We start from the raw sequence: 16,635 nt of genomic DNA on the forward strand, positions 1-16,635 counted from the left end.
TTTTAAGCAAAGTTTTTAAGGCTATTCTCCTACAGATTCTTTCTTGATTAAAAAATCGCAATGAATGAGTTAACCATGCAAACACCCGTTCGTATAGTATAAACACTTGCCATAGAATCTGGTATAATTTCAGGGTCTCCGGCAAGGGTATTCAAAACACCATTCACAAACTAAAAACAAGGAGATTTAACCATGAAAGACAATCAAAAAGAGCAGCAAAACGATAACCAGAGCTCCTCTTCTACCGGGTCATCCGGTGGGATGGGCACCAATGCTTCTTCCTCCTCTTCATCAGGTACCGTGGGCCAAAGCTCAACTTCAGGTTCCTCTCCTGGATCTCTAGGTTCTTCCGGCTCACAAGGAACTTCTGGTTTACAAGGCAGCACTGGCTCACCAACCGGCGCTTCTAGTGGAACTGCCTCTGGTGGAACTTCTTCTGGCACCGGCACATCAGACAGCTCCAGCTCTCCTACCGCCACTAGTGGTTCTTCCACTACTTCTAAAAAAGGATCTTCTTCTACTACCAATAGCGCTTCGGGAAGCAAAACCTCTGGAAGCAAAACATCCACTTCGGCTTCAACATCTTCTGCTACGCCAAAAGCCGGCGGCAGATCAGGCTCCTCCACTTCTGCCAAAGCGTCTGGAGATAAATCAAGCTCCGGCAAATCATCTAAGTCAGGCGCTTCTTCCGGCTCAGACAGTGCTTCAGGATCTTCTGCTTCTATGGGCAGCGGCATGGGCTACGGCGGCTCACAAGGCGGCGACTACGGCAACCAGGGCAGCTCTTCTATGAGCGGCATCAGCGGTGGCGGTAACTTCAACGGCGAGCAAGGTGGTTACGGATCACAGGGTAACCAAGGCGGCTATGGCTCACAAGGCGGCCAGGGCGGATACGGTTCTCAGGGAGGCAACAGCGGCAGCTTCGGCGGCGGCAGCTCCTGGAACAACCATGACGACCAGCACAACCGTTACGGCGGACAAGGCGGTGGCAACTACGGAAACCAGGGCGGCTCTAACTATGGTCAGGGCGGTTACGGATCACAGGGCAACCAGGGTGGTTCTAACTACGGCCAGGGCGGCTACGGCGGATCTATGGGCCACTCCGGCGGACAAGGCTTTGGCGGTGGTTCCGGCATGGGCAGCAATCCATACGGAATGAGCTCCCAAGGCGGATACGCCGGTAATTCTTCCCGTTCAGAGTCTGACCGCGGCGGCTATTCAAACTACGGCGGCTCCGGCTATTACGGAAACCAGATGGGCTACGGCACTGAGAGCGGCTACGGCATGCACGGTGGCGGAGGCCAGGGCAGCGGCCACGGCGGATACAGCCAAGGCTATAGCAACCAGCAAGGCGGCTCTTATGGCTCTATGGGCTCCCGTGGCGGATCTTACAGCGAAGAGTACGGCTCACGCGGTGGATCTTCCCGCGGTGGTTATGACGGAAACTCAGACTTTGACGGCGGCTACAGCCAAGGCGGAACCAGATACAGCACCCAAAACCAAGGTGGCCAGGGCGGCTCTAACTATGGTTCACATGACATGGGCTCCAGAGGCGGCTACGGCGGATCTATGGGTTCAGACATGGGATCACGCGGAGGCTACGGCTCTTCACAGGGCGGCAACCAGGATTGGCAAGGCAGCGGCGGTTCACGCGGCCAGAACCGCGGTGGCGATAGCAGTGGCTACGGCTCTATGAGCGGCGGCAGCGGCCAGGGCGGTTACAGCACCTATAACTCACAAGGTGGCGATTTCGGCTCCCGTTCTTCACAAGGCGGAAGCGGAAGCCATGGCTCTTCACAAGGTGGCTACGGCTCAATGGGCGGTGGCAACTACGGTGGCTCCAGCTACGGGTCCAGCCAGGGATCACAAGGCGGCAACTACGGTGGCTCCGGCAGCGGAAGCTTTGGAGGCTCCAACTACGGAAACATGGGTAATGACATGGGCTCCCGCGGTGGTTACGGCTCTTCAGGAACCGGATCAAGACAAGGCGGCTATGACCATGACCGCGGACACGGCGGTGCTTCTACCGGCGGTGGTTACGGCGACCAAAGCCGTGATTACGGCATGGGCGGATACGGCCAGGGCGGTAGCAGCTACGGCGGCTCCAGCGGATACGGTTCTTCCTCTTCCGGCGGCATGGGTTCACGCGGCGGCTACGGCGGCACTCAGGGCGGACAATCCAGCTTTGGGGGCGGTGGTTCCGGCTACGAGAACCGTAACCAGTATCGTCCAGACCAGGATCATGATGACCGTCGCTCCAGCGGTGACAGAGATCGCCAGGACCGTTCATCACGGGGCGGTTCTTCCAGAGATGACCGTTAATAGAATTATTAGGTAATTTCATCTATAGAAAAGCCCCGTTGGTTTCCAGCGGGGCTTTTTGCTTGCTGCAAAACCTCCCTCCTTATCTGATTCAAGTTTTCAATTTGGACCCAAAATGACCTGAAGTTTGCAACTTCAGTGAGGCTTAAGGCCTCAAAATAACAAGGTTGATAACACAGCAACAGTAATACAAGCAACTACCTGTTCTACGGAGGCATGTACATGAGCAACCACAAGGGATTGCCCCTACATGATCAGATAACGTGGAGACAAGGCGATGCCTGGTCACTACATGATCGGCAGCGCCAGTTAAGTCAAATCCTTAATCAGCTTTCCTCTAAAACCGAAGCGCCCGTTTACAGCTGTTTCCTGAAAAACTGCTGTAAAACGGGCGCTTCTTCTTAGGGCATTTGCCGCTTGTATTTAGAAACAATCGCGGTAAACCTGTACAAACTCTTCAAAGGTGTAGGGCTTCCGACCGATGATTTCCTGTACATCACTGGTGACACCAGAGGCGTAGCCAGTCCGGGTAATGGCGTTCAGTTCCAGCAAACTTTCGGTCATCCAGTCGGGCATGCCTTGCTGTTGCATGGCGGTACGAGCGGCTTCTTCGGGTAAGTCAACGTATTGGATGGTGCGGCCTAATACCCTTGAGAAAATATCGGCGACCTCCTTCCCGCTGAGGGCCTGCGGACCGGTGAGTGTGTAAGCCTTGCCGTTATGTTCATCGGGGTTCAGGAGGATTTCCGCGGCCACATCGCCAATGTCCCGCACATCAATATGGGAGACCCGCCCTTCGCCGGCAGGCTGGTAAAAGGTGTTGCTTTCCTTGATGGTGTGCGCGTATATGTTGACGAAGTTCTGCATGAAAGACCCTGGCCGCAGCATGGTATAATTCATGCCCGTTCCTTTGAGATATTCCTCGGCCTGGCGGTGCCAGCGGCCCAACTGAATGCCTGGCTCAGACTCTGCCCCGCTCGCTGAAAGCCGGATCACGTGCTTCACGCCGGCGGCCTGGGCGGCATCAATCAGCTTCTGGGCCATTTCCACCTGGTTTTGGGCAAAAGGTGTGATAAGGAGCGCAGTAGTGACGCCGGTAAAGGCCACCGCCAGGCTCTCGGGTCGGTCAAAGTTGATTTCCACCAGGTCTACGCCCGGCAGGCGTTTCAGGCTGTCTCCTTTGATCAATGAGTGTACCCCAGCCCGAACATCAGCCCCTGCCGCTGAAAGTGCCTTGACGGTGGCAGAACCTACGGTACCGGTAGCGCCGGTTACTAAGATGATATGAGCCATACGGATGCGGTTGATTGTGTGTTTAGAAGATCTGGTACTTCTTACGGTAGAAGCTCAGGCCCGGTAACAGGCCCATGGGTTTTCAGGCCGATTTTGCAGAAAGCGACCCAAAACTACAGCTCATTACTTTTCATGCTCAGCCTGAAAAGCTACTTTTTAAGGCTGAGCATGAAAAGACGGCCGGCCTCGTTGGAGATCATCATGTCAGAATCGTTCACGAAAACCAGCCCCTCGGCCTGACCAACTTTACCCAGCGGAATCTGCTCTTTCTTGCCCTTGAACACGCCTTCAGGGCTACTCTCTTCAAAGAGGTACACCCAGCCTTCACCCAGTAGCGCAATGTGGCGACCATCCGGCGATACGTCTGCGGCGGTGATTTTGGTGCTGATCTGGATGCTGTCCAGCGGTGCTACGGTCTGCGATGCACCGGGTTGGTTGGCTACTTTGTAAAGCTTCACCCAGTCGCCTTTGCCGCGGTTTTTGGTGAAGAGGTAAAAAGCATTGTTGTGCATCAGAAAGCCTTCCACGTCAAAATTCTGGTTCGCTTTTGAAGGCGGAAATTCGGTCTGGTCTGCGTACTTGAACGGAATGGAGCCCACCACTTTTTTGGCTTTCTCGTCTACTTTCAGGATCTGCAGGTCCTTACGGGTGTTCTCGTTGTTGCCCATATCCCCTATGTACAGGAAACCGTCATCGCCGCGGGTTACGTCTTCCCAATCATTATTTTTAGCGCCCTGTACAGCCATAGTCTCAAGCAATTCGCCGGACTGGTTCACCTTGTAAAGCACCGCTTCATTGCCCGCGTCTGGGTGGGTCCAGAAGTTGCCGTCACCGGATGCCTCCAGGCCTGAGCTCTCGGGCACGGTTTTCTTGCCCATCTTACTCACCTCCAGCAGGTCATAGTTGTTGTTGACGGCAAAGCCCTCAGAAGCGGGATTTTTGTCTTTCTTTTTGTCTTTCTTCTCCTTTTTGGCCGAGGAGTCCAGGTTGGCGTCCTCATTTTTCGCCGATCCGGTGTCACAGGCCACGGCCACCAGCAGACACAGGCCCACGCCGATTTCCAGCAATTTATCTTTCATAGTCTTGGTACAGTTCGGTTAGTTTTTGCCAGACCTTCTCGGGCTGGTTCCAGAACTGACGACTGTACACGGCGCCGTATTTCCAGCCCCGGGCCTTGAGGCGCAGCGGCACATCAGCGTGCGATGCTTTTGCTGAAGGCCGGCGGTAGTACAAATCGTCATCGGTAAGTACTACGGCCTGGTACTGGTTGCCGTTGCGGAAAGTAAGATCTGCGAAGGGAAGTTCCAGCGACAACTGCGTTTTAGCCCCGTTTTTCCCAAACTCATGTAAAAGCTGCGGATATAAAAGAAGTGCCGAAGGAATACCCGCCGCAGGCGCTGGCTGGGGCGTGAACCCGTTCTCGCTCACCCCGCGGGCGAAGGCCAGGTACTCGCGCAGCAGTCTGGGGCCGGGATGCTTTACGTTCTCCGTCGGGAACTGCTCTGGCCAGAGGCTGGTCACCACGCACACCCGCTTAATCGCGCGCGTGATGGCCACGTTCAGCCGGTTCTCGCCTTTGGCCGCGTTCAGGCTCCCGAACATGGCGCGCACCGTGCCGGTGGCATCCGGCGCATACCCGATGGAGAAGATGATGTACTGCCGCTCATCGCCCTGGATGTTCTCAATGTTCTTGATGATGAGTTCCTCGGGCAGTTTCACGTTCTGGGCCGAAGCCGCTTCTTCCAAAAGGTCCTGCACCAACTGCTGCTGCGGGAAGTTGAACGTGATGACCCCTATGTTGGTCTCGCCTTTGGTCATTAGCTCAAACACCAGGTCACGCACACGCTCGGCCTCCACCTTATTGGTTTGATTTTCCCAAACGCCGTCAACCTTCAGGTACTGCAGCGCGGGCTCAGCGGTGTTCATGGCCTCCAGTTTAGGAATTAGCTGCAGCTTGTGGCGGTAGAAATTCTGGTTGGAGAACTGGATGAGCTCTGGGTACTGGCTGCGGTAATGCTCAGAAAGCAAGGTCTGCGGCAGGTGCAGCGCGCTCAGTTGCAACAGTGACTCCACCAGCAGTTCCTCGGTCTCTTCTTCATCCGTCCCGAAGCGCACGCGGTACAGATCCGAGGGTCCCAACTGCTGCTCATCGCCGGCAATCACCGCTTGGTTACCCCTGATCATGGCCGGAATTCCCACCTCCGCGAAGCACTGCGAGGCCTCGTCAAAGATGACCAGGTCAAAGATGCGCTCCAGCGGAAACAACGCCGACACCGTCTCGGGCGAGGCCAGCCAGCACGGCAACAGCTGACGGATTTCGTCCCCAAACTCAGCGTTTAGTTTACGCAGCGGGAACAGCATACGCTTTTTGCTTACCTGCGTAAGCAAGCGCCGGTAGGTCACCGGATTGCCCAACCGGTTGTACTCCATGTTCTGGTAGGTCTGCTCGCGCAGGTTGAGGAGGATAATCTGGCGGCTCAGATCTGCTTTCTGTTTGATTTTGTCCTGCAGTTCAGCTTCCAGGCGCTCCAGTTCGCCGGTACTCACAATGGTGAGCACCGGGTGCTGGCCCTCCAGGTGTTGGACCCAGGCCAGCAGTACGCTGTTCTCCAGGGCCTGCAACTGCGCCTCCACACCTTCCGGGATGGCGGCGCGCAGATCATCCAGCCAGCCCTTGAGCTCCGGCGAAAGCGTCTGCACCAGCTCGTCAAAGAGAACCATGCGCTCGAAGTGTTCGGCCAGGCTCTGGCTCATGCGCTGGGTAGCGGCGGCATCCGTGGCGATGGTTTCAATCTGCGAGGGAGTCAGCCACTTTGCCCACTCGCGCTGCTCTTCCTGCAGCTGTGATAGTTTTGGCAGCGTTTTGGTAAAAACGGCCATAAAACGCTCCGCCGGTAATGGCAGCAGGGCATCGGGCAGAACGTCATAGGCGGCCAGCCGCTGAATTACCTTGCGCTGTTCCCAGGCCTCCTGCAAAGCGGCTAATTCCTGCTTTGCTTCTGGCGCGAAGAAATCCGCGGGAAGTTCCAGCGTGGGTTCCAGGGTCTGTAGGTTCTGCCATTGCGTCTGCAGCGCGGTCCACTGTTGGAGGGCGGTGCGCAGGTGCTCTACCGCGGTGTCTGCGTTCGTCAGGTTTTTGCCTTCGGCGAAGGCCGCGAGTTTCTTTTTATCTGAGGAGAAAGCCCACTGGATTTTACCCAGGAACCCGCTGTGCGCCTGGTCATACGCCGCCAGAAGTTGGGTTACCTGCTGAACCTCTGCATGGGTGAGTTTGGTCTGGACGGTGGCGGAGTCTTTCTGGAGTTGGGTGAGCTGTACCTCGCGTTGGCGGTAGTCTTTGGTTTGGGCCAGATTTCCAAAAAACAGCCTCAAAACGGCTTTGTCGCGTAGGGCTTCCTGCACCGCCAGTAGTGCGGGCAATTCCTGCATGAGCGCCTGGAGTCCATCCCAGACCTCTGCTTGTGTAGGCAATAATTCCTGTACCTGTCCTGCTACGGCTTGCACTTCGGCTGGAATCTGGGAAAGCAGTTGCGTGAGTTTCTGGCGCTCGGCCCAGGTATGGAGATGGAAAGAGCGGCGGTCGTTCCACGGGAAATCGGGGCTTTGCAGCAACACGGCGTCTTGGAGGTAATGCAGCAGGCGCGGCCGCCACTCCTGCCAGGAAGAAGCCGTGAAGTTCAGGTAAATGCCCTGGGCGGGCAGATGCGGCGCACGCGGATTGCTGCGCAGATACAGTTCTTTCGGGGACCATCCGGAGGCGCTGGTGTCAAACAGGGCTTCCTTGAGATCGTTCAGCCGTTCGGAGATCTGGTTGATGCGGCGGCTGGTTTCCAGGAACTGCCGCTCGGCCTGGATGTTGCCCAGGGCCACGTTCTGCCGCTTGTACTCCTCTACCTGCTCAATCTGGTACCTGATTTTGGAGAATACCGCCGGCCGGTCCAGGTTGAGGTCATGCACCAGCGCAGAGAACTGGTCCAGGCCCGTAGTAGACAGGCGTTGGTACACTACATCCAGGGCAGCGCGTTTCTGACAGACCACCAGCACGCTTTTACCGCGGGCCAAATAATCAGAGACCAGGTTGCAGATGAGCTGTGATTTACCTGTGCCCGGAGGTCCCTGCACCACCACGCTTTGGCCGGCTTTCACCTGGCGCAGCGCCGCTTCCTGCGAGGAATCGGCGTCAAAGGCGGTGAAGAGTTGCTGTTCCAGTTGGGCGTGCGTGGCGTTCACCTCAGTTTGGGGCAAAAGCAATTCCTCTAAAGACTCAGCAGGCGGATTCTCCAGCAGGTCATCATAATCAGCGAGTTGGTAAGAACCGGCCTGCGGGAAAATGCCCAGCACAGCCTCGGGTTGGAGCTTGAGTTGGCCTGGTTTCCAGGTTTTCTCCAGGTCTTCGCGTTTGTAGGCCTTGAAAGGCTGTAGTCCGTCTTTGAGGAGTTCCTGGTTGAAGTTGATTTCCAGGTTGCTCTCCTTCAGGAGCTCGTATAGTTTGGTTTTGAACTGCAGGTCATCGGAGGGAAATTCATCGAAATCCTCCTCCATGAGCGCTTCATCGGGTACTACATTCAGGTAATGGGCGTAGGCCAGCAAAAAGCTCTTGTTGAAGAACGCAGGCGCATCCTCGGGCCGGGTCAGTTGCCACTGGCGCTTCTCGTTCACGCGCAGTTCCACCGGGAAAAAAATTAAAGGGCAGCGCACCAAAGTCCCATCGGGGAAAGCGCCTTCCACGAAGGGCCAGCCCACGAACAGTTCCTTCGCACCGCGCTCTTCCCAGATCATGTGGGCCCGCCGCTGGATGGTTTTCAGGCTTTTGGTGAGCGGCGCCAGAGCCGCATCGCGGGCATCGGCTACCTCGCACAAGGTAATGGTCTGCCTTCCGGCCAGGAGGTCTTTGACGTAGTCGTAAGCCGGACTTTTATGGGCAAAATCCAGCGCCTGAACATCCAGGTGTAGGCTAGCCGAGGGTTTGAGCAAGACCAACGAACGGTTAGAGCCACTCAGGTTCAGGAGCCGGCGCTGGTATTGTTTCAACAGGTGCGGAAGGGACGTGGAGGGGTTAGTCATCTGGTATTTAAAGGAACTGGAATCAATAAAAGCGAATGCCAGGGGCAATCTTTAAGAAGTAAACTGCTTTGGATGGAAAACGGTTACTTCTCTTTCTTTGGTACACCTGTACGTGCCCGCACCCGCCACGGTAAATTAAGGAATGTAGGCTGCATTACAAATCTGGCTGGATTAGGTGGGGCTTCGCTGTAGGTTTGTTTTGATGTAGGGGCAATCCCTTGTGGTTGCCCTATTCGGTGCAGAGCGTAGGTTCAGTTGTTAGTGATAACACCGGCAACGTCGGCAACTTGATTTTAGGGAATGCCATTGATCAGCACGAGTAAATCATCCTCCTACCCCCTTCAAAGGGGGACATCTAAATAGCGTTTCTATGTCTTGGATGACCTTCGCCGTTGTTGGTGTTATCACCAACAACCTATATTGCGGTGGCCGGCGCAAAGGCAACCACAAGGGATTGCCCCTACAGACTGAATACCTAACTAAAAACCTGTTTAGCAGCCGTTTTATGAAAATCAGCCGCTAAACGGGTTTGTGCAAATAGCCGTTTACACCGCCCCTACCGCCGGGTTTGACAAGGGGAATGAGATGCTGATGGTGGTGCCCTGGCCCGGGGCCGAGTCTATTTCAATGGTGCCGTTGAGCAGCTTTACCCGGTCATGGATGGCTTTGAGGCCCATGCCTTTGTGGCCCACTTGGTTGGGCACAAAGCCCTGGCCGTTGTCTTCGGCCTCCAGCACCAAGGCGCCCCGTTGCTCACGTAGCAGAAGCCCGCCTTGGGTGGCGTTGGCGTGTTTCACAATGTTGTTGGCCAGTTCCTGGGCAATGCGGTAAATGGCCAGTTCCATGTGTTTCTCCAGCGGCGTGTGCAGGTTGAATACCCAACATTTCAGCTTCAGTTGCTTGCAGCTTAAGGTAGAACAGATGTCTTTGATGGCCGCCTGCAGCCCCAGGTCAGACAAGGGAGTGGGAATCAGTTCATGCGACAGGGAACGCGTTTGTTGGATGGCCTTTTCCAGAATGGCGTCTACTTTGGCGGTTTTTTCCAGCAGGTGCTTGTTCTTCAGAATTTCCTCTTCCCCAATGACCTGGTTCAGGTTCAGTTTGGCTGCATACAGGAGCTGCGCGATGCCGTTGTGCAGGCCTTCGGCAATGCGGCGGCGTTCCTCGTCCTGCGTATTCAGGATAGCCACCAGCAATTCCTTTTGCTGGTTCAGCCTGATGGTGAGGTTCTCCTCTTCCAGCCGGTGCATCTCGGTGATGTCCCAGTTCACGCCTAGCACTTTGGAGGGGGTACCGTCTGCCCCTACCACCACAGTGCCTTTCACTTTCTGCCTTCTTAGTCCCTTGTAGGTGTTCAGGCGCAAGGTTTCCTCAAAGGGTTGTGGGTCTTGCCGGAGGGCGTTCAGGATGCGGTCGCCAATGGGTTTGTCTTCCTCCACCACGGCCTCCAGGAAATTCTGGGCCCAGGAGCCTTTGGTTCTGTCTACCTCCAGCAGCCGTCCTAACCCCTCTGACCAGGTGATGGTACCCAAGGCGATGTCATACTCCCAACTACCCATGCCTGCCAGTTCCTCGGCCTGCTGCAGAATGTTGAGGTGCTTTCTGATCTGCTCTTCGGCTTGTTTTACAAAAGAGATATCATGGGCAATACTCAGCACGGTGTCTACAGTGCCATCTGGGCTAAATTCTGGCACCAGGCGCGCCAATAAGTTTATCCGGCCTTCCGGTGTATCTATATCACAATCATGGTCCTTGGCCTTTCCGGTAGAAAAAACTTCTTCCAGACTCTGGTTGAATGGCAAGGCTACTTCCGGGGGAATACCCATCTCCTGGTTGGTTTTACCTAACCCTGAGCCTGTTTCCAAGCCTAGTTTATTTTCAAAATTATGATTGCAATACACCAGCCGGGCGTTCCTTTCCCAGCGCGAGATAAGGCTGGGCATGTTCTCTACCAGCAGCCCGAATTGATCTTGTTGCTTTTTGATCTCCAAACGGGCCTTCACGCGGTCTGTGATATCAATATACAGCACTATGAGGCCAGTAGGCGAAGGAGTGATATTGTAGAAAAACCATTTATCTTCCTTCGGGCTGTGTACCCGCTTCAGGACCTGCTCCCGGCTTTGGTTGGCTCCAAAAATCACCTCGGCCATCTCTGAGTTCTGGTGTTGGGGGAGCACCTCAAAGTAGTTTTTGCCCAGCACCTCATCCTCTTTTTTAGACCAGGCCTCCAACGCCTTACGGTTGGCGTATTTGAACCGGAGTTGCTCATCCAGCTCAAAGCACACTTCATTGATGGTGTTCAGGATAAGATCGGTGCGGGTCTGGTCTGTGATGTCATAGATAGTACCCAGGTATTTGAGGGGTTTTCCATCCGCATCGCAGACAATGCGCCCTTTGCCTTTAATGTAGCGCATCTGTCCATTGGGCCAGTAAATACGCCGCACGTACTGGTAGGGCTCTTTGGTTTCCAGGGCCTGCGCCAGTTTTTCCCTTATCAAAGGAGCGTCTTCTGGGTGCGTAAAGGTGTCTACCCAGTCCAGCGAGGGCTGCACAGATTGCGGTTCATACCCCAATATCCGGAACATCTCATCAGAGAACCTGAAAGTCATGGTGTCTATCTCAGCCTCGTAGCTGCCGGTATGGCCCACGGCCTCGGCTTGTCGGAGCAGGGCTTCATTGGCTTCCAGCCTTTCCTGGGCCAGTTTCTGCTCGGTGATGTCCTGCATGGTGCCGTGCACCCTCTGTTGGAGGCCCTCAGCACCTATCTGGATAGTGGTAGCCCGGGTGTGCACCACCTTGGTCTGCCCATCGGCCCGGATGATGCGGTAGGTAAGGTCAAAATTCTCTTTGGTTTGGTAAAACCGCTGCATGGCCTCCTCAAACCGGGCTTTGTCACTGGGGTGTATAAAAGAGGCAAACTTTTCAAAGGTGGCTGGCTCCTGCTGCGGCTTCAACCCGAAGATCCGGTACATTTCATCTGACCAGATTAAGTCTTCCTGTGGCAAATCGGCCTCAAAACTCCCGATGTGGCCCATCGCTTGGGCTTCTTTCAGACGGCGCTCCTCTTCCCTGAACTGTTGTTGTAAATCCTGGGCTAAGTTTAAGCCTTGCTGCAATGCCTGCAGCTCCAGGGCCAGCAGGTGCACTTCCTTCTGTTCTTTGACCAATGGAGTGACATCGGTCACTTTATGGATGATGCAGAGCACTTCCCCAGCCTCGTTGAGTACGGGCACGTTTATGGGTATCCAGTGCTTTTCTTCAAAACCATGCCCTTTGGGCACGTCATAGTGCTGCACGGGCATCTGGTGCGGCTTTTTGGTTTCCAGCACGGTCTGCAGGGAGGCATGCAGGTTTTTCACGGCCTTGGCCTCTGGGTTAGCCGGGTTGTCTGGGAAGGCATCAAACAAATATTTCCCCAGAAGGTCTTCCTGCTTGCTTAAGGTAGCGCTGAGATAAGCCTGGGTCACGAACAGAATGCGCAGCTCCGGCGACAGGATCAGGTATGGGTCAGGAGCCGCCCGCAGGATCCGTTCCAGAACTGATTCCTCTAATTGGTGCTCTCCTATGATTTCTTCCTGTCTCATACCCCTGTGCTTCTGCGGCTCCGTTCTTTTCCCTAACCTCCCTGGTTCAGGAATACCCTTGGTCCTGGGTCTAAAAACCAGGCACACCCGTTGTTCAGAGAGATTACGGTTGCTTTACTAAAATATTGGTATTCTTCTGATTTGTACGTGGAAAGTGCCGGATTAACCTCCAAAATCAGTGTTTATACTAGATATTTTACTTTACCACGTTTTAGGGCTGCTTTTTAGAAATGGCCGCGTAAACAGTGGGGTAATCAAAAGGCTTACGAAAAAATACCCCCGGGCTTCTTCTCCTTGTCTATTGGAATATCCTCTATTCTGGCGTGCCTGCCGCTATGGGGCACTCAGGTAAGCCTGCATCTTCTGGAACCTAGCCTCGTCCAGGATCTTTATTTTGCGCAGTTCTGCCACGCTGGGGTATGGGCCGTGCTGGGTCCGGTAATTGACAATGGCTTTGGCCAGAGCGTAGCCGATGTAAGGATGTTGCCGCAGTTCGTCAAAAGAGGTGGTGTTGAGGTTGATGCGCTTAGGTTCATAAGCCCTGGAGATGAAGCCGTACTTCCGCACACTGTCCACCACCTCGGGCGCCAACCCATACACCTCCGCCACCTGCTCCACCGAGTGGAAGCCCCCTACCTTGTCCCGGAACTTCACAATGCGGGCCGACAGCTTGCTACCGATGCCTCTGATTCGCATCAAATCAATGGTATCAGCGGTGTTCAGGTCAAAAGGCTGCAGTTCCCAGCGCTTCTTTGGGTATTCTGTTTTGGACCTGTTTTCCGGATAAGGACCTGAAAATGGTCGGTCTTTGGCATAGGTGCGCGCGTAGCCTGGACTTTCATCCGGCAGGTTTATGTACGGATACCACATCTGGAAAAGTGAGTCGGGCAGGCCGTAGATTTTCTGCAATTGGGCTTTGCTCTTGAAGTCACCGGCTTTGGCGCGGTAGTTCAAAATCCGCTGTGCGATATATTTATTCAGGCCCAGTTCCTGCCACTGCGCCACAGTAAGTTCATTGGGGTTGAACCGGTACAGTTTAATGGATTTGCGTTTGTACTTCTCTGCCCGTTCCGCATCAGCGACCTCTTTCTGGTTGTCCAGTTGTACTACCAGGCTGTCCAGGATTTTCTGGTCGGCGGTGGGGTCATAGGGAACATCGTCCTGGAAAAAGAAAAATGGCGCCACCACGAGCACCACCATGAGAAAGATGAGAATGAAAAACTGCGTCAGCTCCCGCTGGGAGAACGAGAAGTAATCCTTTATGGAGCGTAGCAGACGTTTCAGCATAGAGTCATTCTACGGCGAAACATTAAGAATGTTGAATATTTAGGTTTACCTAAGGGGCTGTATTGGGTTGTTGTTTATTTTCTGGTTCAAGTTTTCAACTTGGACCTACCATGGTCTGCAGTTTGCAACTGCAGTGAGGCGCCAGCCTCAAAGGCACTTTCTGGGTCTTTACCTGTAACTACCTTCCTACTCATCCTCCAGCGCTTGTTCCTCCGTTTGGAGGTTTGTCACTTTTCTCCTTGATGAGAAAAGTGACCAAAAGAATCAAGAAGCCTCAAACTCGCTGACGCTCGGACAGTGAGGCTTCAATCAAGGTACCACCTGGCTAAAGCTATCTGTTGCATCGTAGACGTAGGCCATTACTGCTTGGCACGACCCTACTTGCGGCAGGCCAGTGCTCGGCCTCACTGTAGGCCTTCACCCCGGTCTGCCGCAGGAGACAGCTTCCTTAGGTGCTGTTGCATGCCATGCCACCTACAATTGGGGATTAAAGGTCTTGAACGAGAACGGCCCTCCTGCATAATGCAAAAGGGCCGTTCCGGTTAACTTGTCTTTTTATATCTGCTCTGCAACAATGGCAATGCTTTCTTTAAACGTGCGGGGCTGATAGCCTAGCTGCGTTTTAGCCTTTGTGATGTCAAAGCCGGTGCGCGGCGGGCGTTTGGCGGGTTGGGTGAAGATAGAACCGTCTACTTCCTCAATCAGGCTTTTGTCCAGGTTGAAGTACTCGGCTACCTGAATGGCCATCTGGTACGGGGTGAGCAGTTCTTCGCCGGAAATGTTGAAGATGCCCTGCGCATCGTGTTTGGCGGCGAGCCAGCAGCCCTGGGCCAGGTCCTCGGCGAGGGTGGGCGTGCGGAGCTGGTCGTTCACCACTTTGATCTGCTTGCCTTGCTCCAGGGAGCCTTTCACCCACAGCACAATGTTGGACCGGCCGTAGTCATGCACAATCCCGAAGACCAGCACCGTGCGCAGGATTGCCCATTTGCAGGCGGCGTTTTTCACCAGTTCTTCGGCGGCCAGTTTGCTCTCGCCATAGAAATTTACCGGGGCACCTTCCGCGTCTTCTGAATAAGGGCCGTTTTCGCCATCAAAGATAAAATCTGTGGAGACGTGGATGAGGTGCACGCCGTGCCGCTCCGAGGCCTTCACCAGGTTCTCTACTGCGTCTACATTCTGCTTCCAGCACTCTTCGCGTTGGCTCTCGCAGTCGTCCACGTTGGTCATGGCGGCCGTGTGGATGATGTGCGTAGGCTGCGTTTCCGCGATCACGCTTTCCACCTGCCCGGCATCGGTCACGTCCATGGCGGCGAAGGCCACGTGCGGATACAATCCGGCTAGTTTGTTCTGGCCCCTAGAGGAGGCGATGAGTTTGATGTGGGGCTCGGTGTGGAGCAGGCCAATCAGTTTCTGCCCCAGTAGACCGTTGGAGCCGGTAATGAGGATCGTCTTCATAGTGGAGAGGTCTATTCGTAGCGGTAGCCGTACAATTTAGTGATTTTCTTTTTAGGCATCTTCTTAGCGGTTACCGTCATTTTGATGTCAGTGGTAGGCCGGTCACGGTAGTCTTTGGGCGCCTCCGCGATTTTGTCAATCACACTCAAGCCATCAATCACTTGACCGTACACCGTATATTGTTTGTCCAGGAACGGAACGCCTTCATGGTTCTCCACCAGGTAAAACTGCGATCCGCTGGATTCTCTTTTGGGGTTCATATTATCTCCCATGCGAGCAGCGGCCAAGGCGCCGTAAATGTGTTTGTGGTGCGGCAGAATCTCGGCGGGAACGGTGTAGCCCGGGTCACCGGCTCCGTCGTTGTTGGGATCCTCGTCCTTGGTGTTGGGGTCGCCGCCCTGGATCATGAAATCGTTGATCACGCGGTGGAAGGTGGTGCCGTCATAGAATTTATGTTTCACCAGTTTCAGGAAGTTCTCGCGGTGCTTGGGCGTATCTTCAAACAACACCAACCGGATGGTGCCTTGGTTTGTGGAAATGGTAACCAGATAGTCTTTTTTGCTTTTCTTCTGGGCGAAGGCGGCCGTACCCAACAAGATCAATAAGGCTAACAGGTAAAGCGTTTTTTTCATATCAATTTTAGATAAACAGGCTCAAAACAGCAGCCTCTCTTTTTTTGTCCTTTTATGCTTTTTCTTCTCTGATGGCTTTTAAAATCCTGTCCCCGCCTTTGCTGAGTACGGTATGCGCCAATTGCTCGCCCATGGTTTCAGCCTGGTCTGCAGGAGCGGTCAGCTCTTCCACAATGAGTTCCTGCCCATCCAGGCTGATGATGCCGGCTTTGAGGGTAATGGTCTCTCCCTCTATGGTCGCCAAGGCGAAGGACGGGATGCTACAGCCGCCTTCCATGGTGCGCAGATACGCCCGCTCAGCCAGGAGGCAAAGGTGTGTGGGTTTGTGGTCCAGGGCCAGTTTCAGGTTCAGTTTGCGCTCCAGCGATAGGTTTTTGGAGCACTCAATGGCCACGCTGCCCTGCCCGGCGGCCGGGATGAATTTGTCTAGCGGAAGGTGCTGCGCCACCATGTGGTCGTACTGCATACGGGACACGCCGGCGTAGGCCAGCAGAATGGCATCGTACTGACCGTCTTTCAGCTTCTGGATGCGGGTCTGTAGGTTACCCCGGCACTCAGACGTGATCACGTTGGGGTAGAAACGCTTGAGCATGGACCGGCGGCGGGTAGAAGACGTGCCGATCACCTGCTGCCCCTCGCCCAGCTTGAACAAGGGATCAAAGGAAATCACCACGTCATGCACTTTCTCGCGCTCCATGAACGCCAAGAGTTCCAGATCATCGGGGATGGTGGACTGCACGTCTTTGGCGCTGTGCACGGCAATGTCGGTGGCGCCGGTGCGCAGGCTTTCCTCCAGTTCCTCGGTGAACACGCCCTTCGCGCCTATTTTATCCAAAGAACGGTCTAACACGAGGTCTCCCTTGGTGGTGATGGTCACAATCTCCACTTCCATGCCGTGGGCACGCAGCGTATCTGCCACGTGATGGGCCTGCCACAAAGCAAGCCGACTGCCACGCGTAGCGATGCGGATGGGAGACGTTGGTTCAGTTGTTTCCATG

At 54.7% G+C, this 16,635-nt stretch carries 10 protein-coding genes; 1 reads left to right on the forward strand and 9 read right to left on the reverse strand.

Going from position 1 to position 16,635, the window contains the following annotated elements; genetic code table 11:
• Positions 1-203: 203 nt before the first annotated feature.
• On the reverse strand, positions 204-737 hold the full coding sequence (locus J3P35_RS18850; protein WP_210466305.1) for a hypothetical protein: 534 nt from the start codon (positions 735-737) through the stop codon (positions 204-206).
• Here J3P35_RS18850 and J3P35_RS18855 point away from each other — a divergent pair.
• A complete protein-coding gene (locus J3P35_RS18855) occupies positions 724-2,322 on the forward strand; it encodes a hypothetical protein (protein ID WP_210466306.1) in 1,599 nt (532 codons plus the stop codon). The two genes, J3P35_RS18850 and J3P35_RS18855, sit on opposite strands and share 14 nt — an antisense overlap.
• Before the next feature lie 423 nt (positions 2,323-2,745).
• On the opposite strand, the gene J3P35_RS18860 is transcribed toward J3P35_RS18855, so the two are convergent.
• The 8 genes from J3P35_RS18860 to hemC all read right to left on the reverse strand — a co-directional run bounded on the left by J3P35_RS18860 (position 2,746) and on the right by hemC (position 16,634).
• The gene (locus J3P35_RS18860; protein WP_210466307.1) at positions 2,746-3,615 is read right to left on the reverse strand and encodes an SDR family oxidoreductase; all 870 of its coding nucleotides are present in this window, start codon (positions 3,613-3,615) and stop codon (positions 2,746-2,748) included.
• 149 nt (positions 3,616-3,764) lie between these two features.
• Positions 3,765-4,694: a hypothetical protein gene (locus tag J3P35_RS18865; protein ID WP_210466308.1), complete on the reverse strand. Its 930-nt coding sequence runs from the start codon at positions 4,692-4,694 to the stop codon at positions 3,765-3,767.
• Complete coding sequence (locus tag J3P35_RS18870; protein ID WP_210466309.1) at positions 4,684-8,679, reverse strand: AAA domain-containing protein; 3,996 nt, start codon at positions 8,677-8,679, stop codon at positions 4,684-4,686. The genes J3P35_RS18865 and J3P35_RS18870 overlap by 11 nt, the downstream gene beginning before the upstream one ends.
• A 545-nt stretch (positions 8,680-9,224) precedes the next feature.
• Complete coding sequence (locus tag J3P35_RS18875; RefSeq protein WP_210466310.1) at positions 9,225-12,263, reverse strand: sensor histidine kinase; 3,039 nt, start codon at positions 12,261-12,263, stop codon at positions 9,225-9,227.
• Positions 12,264-12,596: 333 nt separating this feature from the next.
• Positions 12,597-13,550, reverse strand: a complete 954-nt coding sequence (locus J3P35_RS18880; RefSeq protein ID WP_210466311.1) for a ComEA family DNA-binding protein — start codon at positions 13,548-13,550, stop codon at positions 12,597-12,599.
• Positions 13,551-14,105: 555 nt separating this feature from the next.
• Complete coding sequence (locus J3P35_RS18885; RefSeq protein WP_210466312.1) at positions 14,106-15,005, reverse strand: SDR family oxidoreductase; 900 nt, start codon at positions 15,003-15,005, stop codon at positions 14,106-14,108.
• Positions 15,006-15,016: 11 nt separating this feature from the next.
• On the reverse strand, positions 15,017-15,637 hold the full coding sequence (locus J3P35_RS18890) for a peptidylprolyl isomerase (protein WP_210466313.1): 621 nt from the start codon (positions 15,635-15,637) through the stop codon (positions 15,017-15,019).
• 52 nt (positions 15,638-15,689) lie between these two features.
• Positions 15,690-16,634, reverse strand: a complete 945-nt coding sequence (hemC, locus tag J3P35_RS18895) for a hydroxymethylbilane synthase (protein WP_210466314.1) — start codon at positions 16,632-16,634, stop codon at positions 15,690-15,692.
• Position 16,635: the final 1 nt, after the last annotated feature.

This window comes from Rufibacter roseolus (genome assembly GCF_017916365.1).
In the GTDB taxonomy this organism is placed as follows: domain Bacteria; phylum Bacteroidota; class Bacteroidia; order Cytophagales; family Hymenobacteraceae; genus Nibribacter; species Nibribacter roseolus.

Coding starts and splice junctions, on each gene's coding strand:
- J3P35_RS18860 (WP_210466307.1), bottom strand. CDS start 3,615: ATGGCTCATATCATCTTAGTAACCGGCGCTACCGGTACCGTAGGTTCT.
- J3P35_RS18875 (WP_210466310.1), bottom strand. CDS start 12,263: ATGAGACAGGAAGAAATCATAGGAGAGCACCAATTAGAGGAATCAGTT.
- J3P35_RS18865 (WP_210466308.1), bottom strand. CDS start 4,694: ATGAAAGATAAATTGCTGGAAATCGGCGTGGGCCTGTGTCTGCTGGTG.
- J3P35_RS18870 (WP_210466309.1), bottom strand. CDS start 8,679: ATGACTAACCCCTCCACGTCCCTTCCGCACCTGTTGAAACAATACCAG.
- J3P35_RS18890 (WP_210466313.1), bottom strand. CDS start 15,637: ATGAAAAAAACGCTTTACCTGTTAGCCTTATTGATCTTGTTGGGTACG.
- J3P35_RS18850 (WP_210466305.1), bottom strand. CDS start 737: ATGCCGCTGCCCATAGAAGCAGAAGATCCTGAAGCACTGTCTGAGCCG.
- J3P35_RS18855 (WP_210466306.1), top strand. CDS start 724: ATGGGCAGCGGCATGGGCTACGGCGGCTCACAAGGCGGCGACTACGGC.
- hemC (WP_210466314.1), bottom strand. CDS start 16,634: ATGGAAACAACTGAACCAACGTCTCCCATCCGCATCGCTACGCGTGGC.
- J3P35_RS18885 (WP_210466312.1), bottom strand. CDS start 15,005: ATGAAGACGATCCTCATTACCGGCTCCAACGGTCTACTGGGGCAGAAA.
- J3P35_RS18880 (WP_210466311.1), bottom strand. CDS start 13,550: ATGCTGAAACGTCTGCTACGCTCCATAAAGGATTACTTCTCGTTCTCC.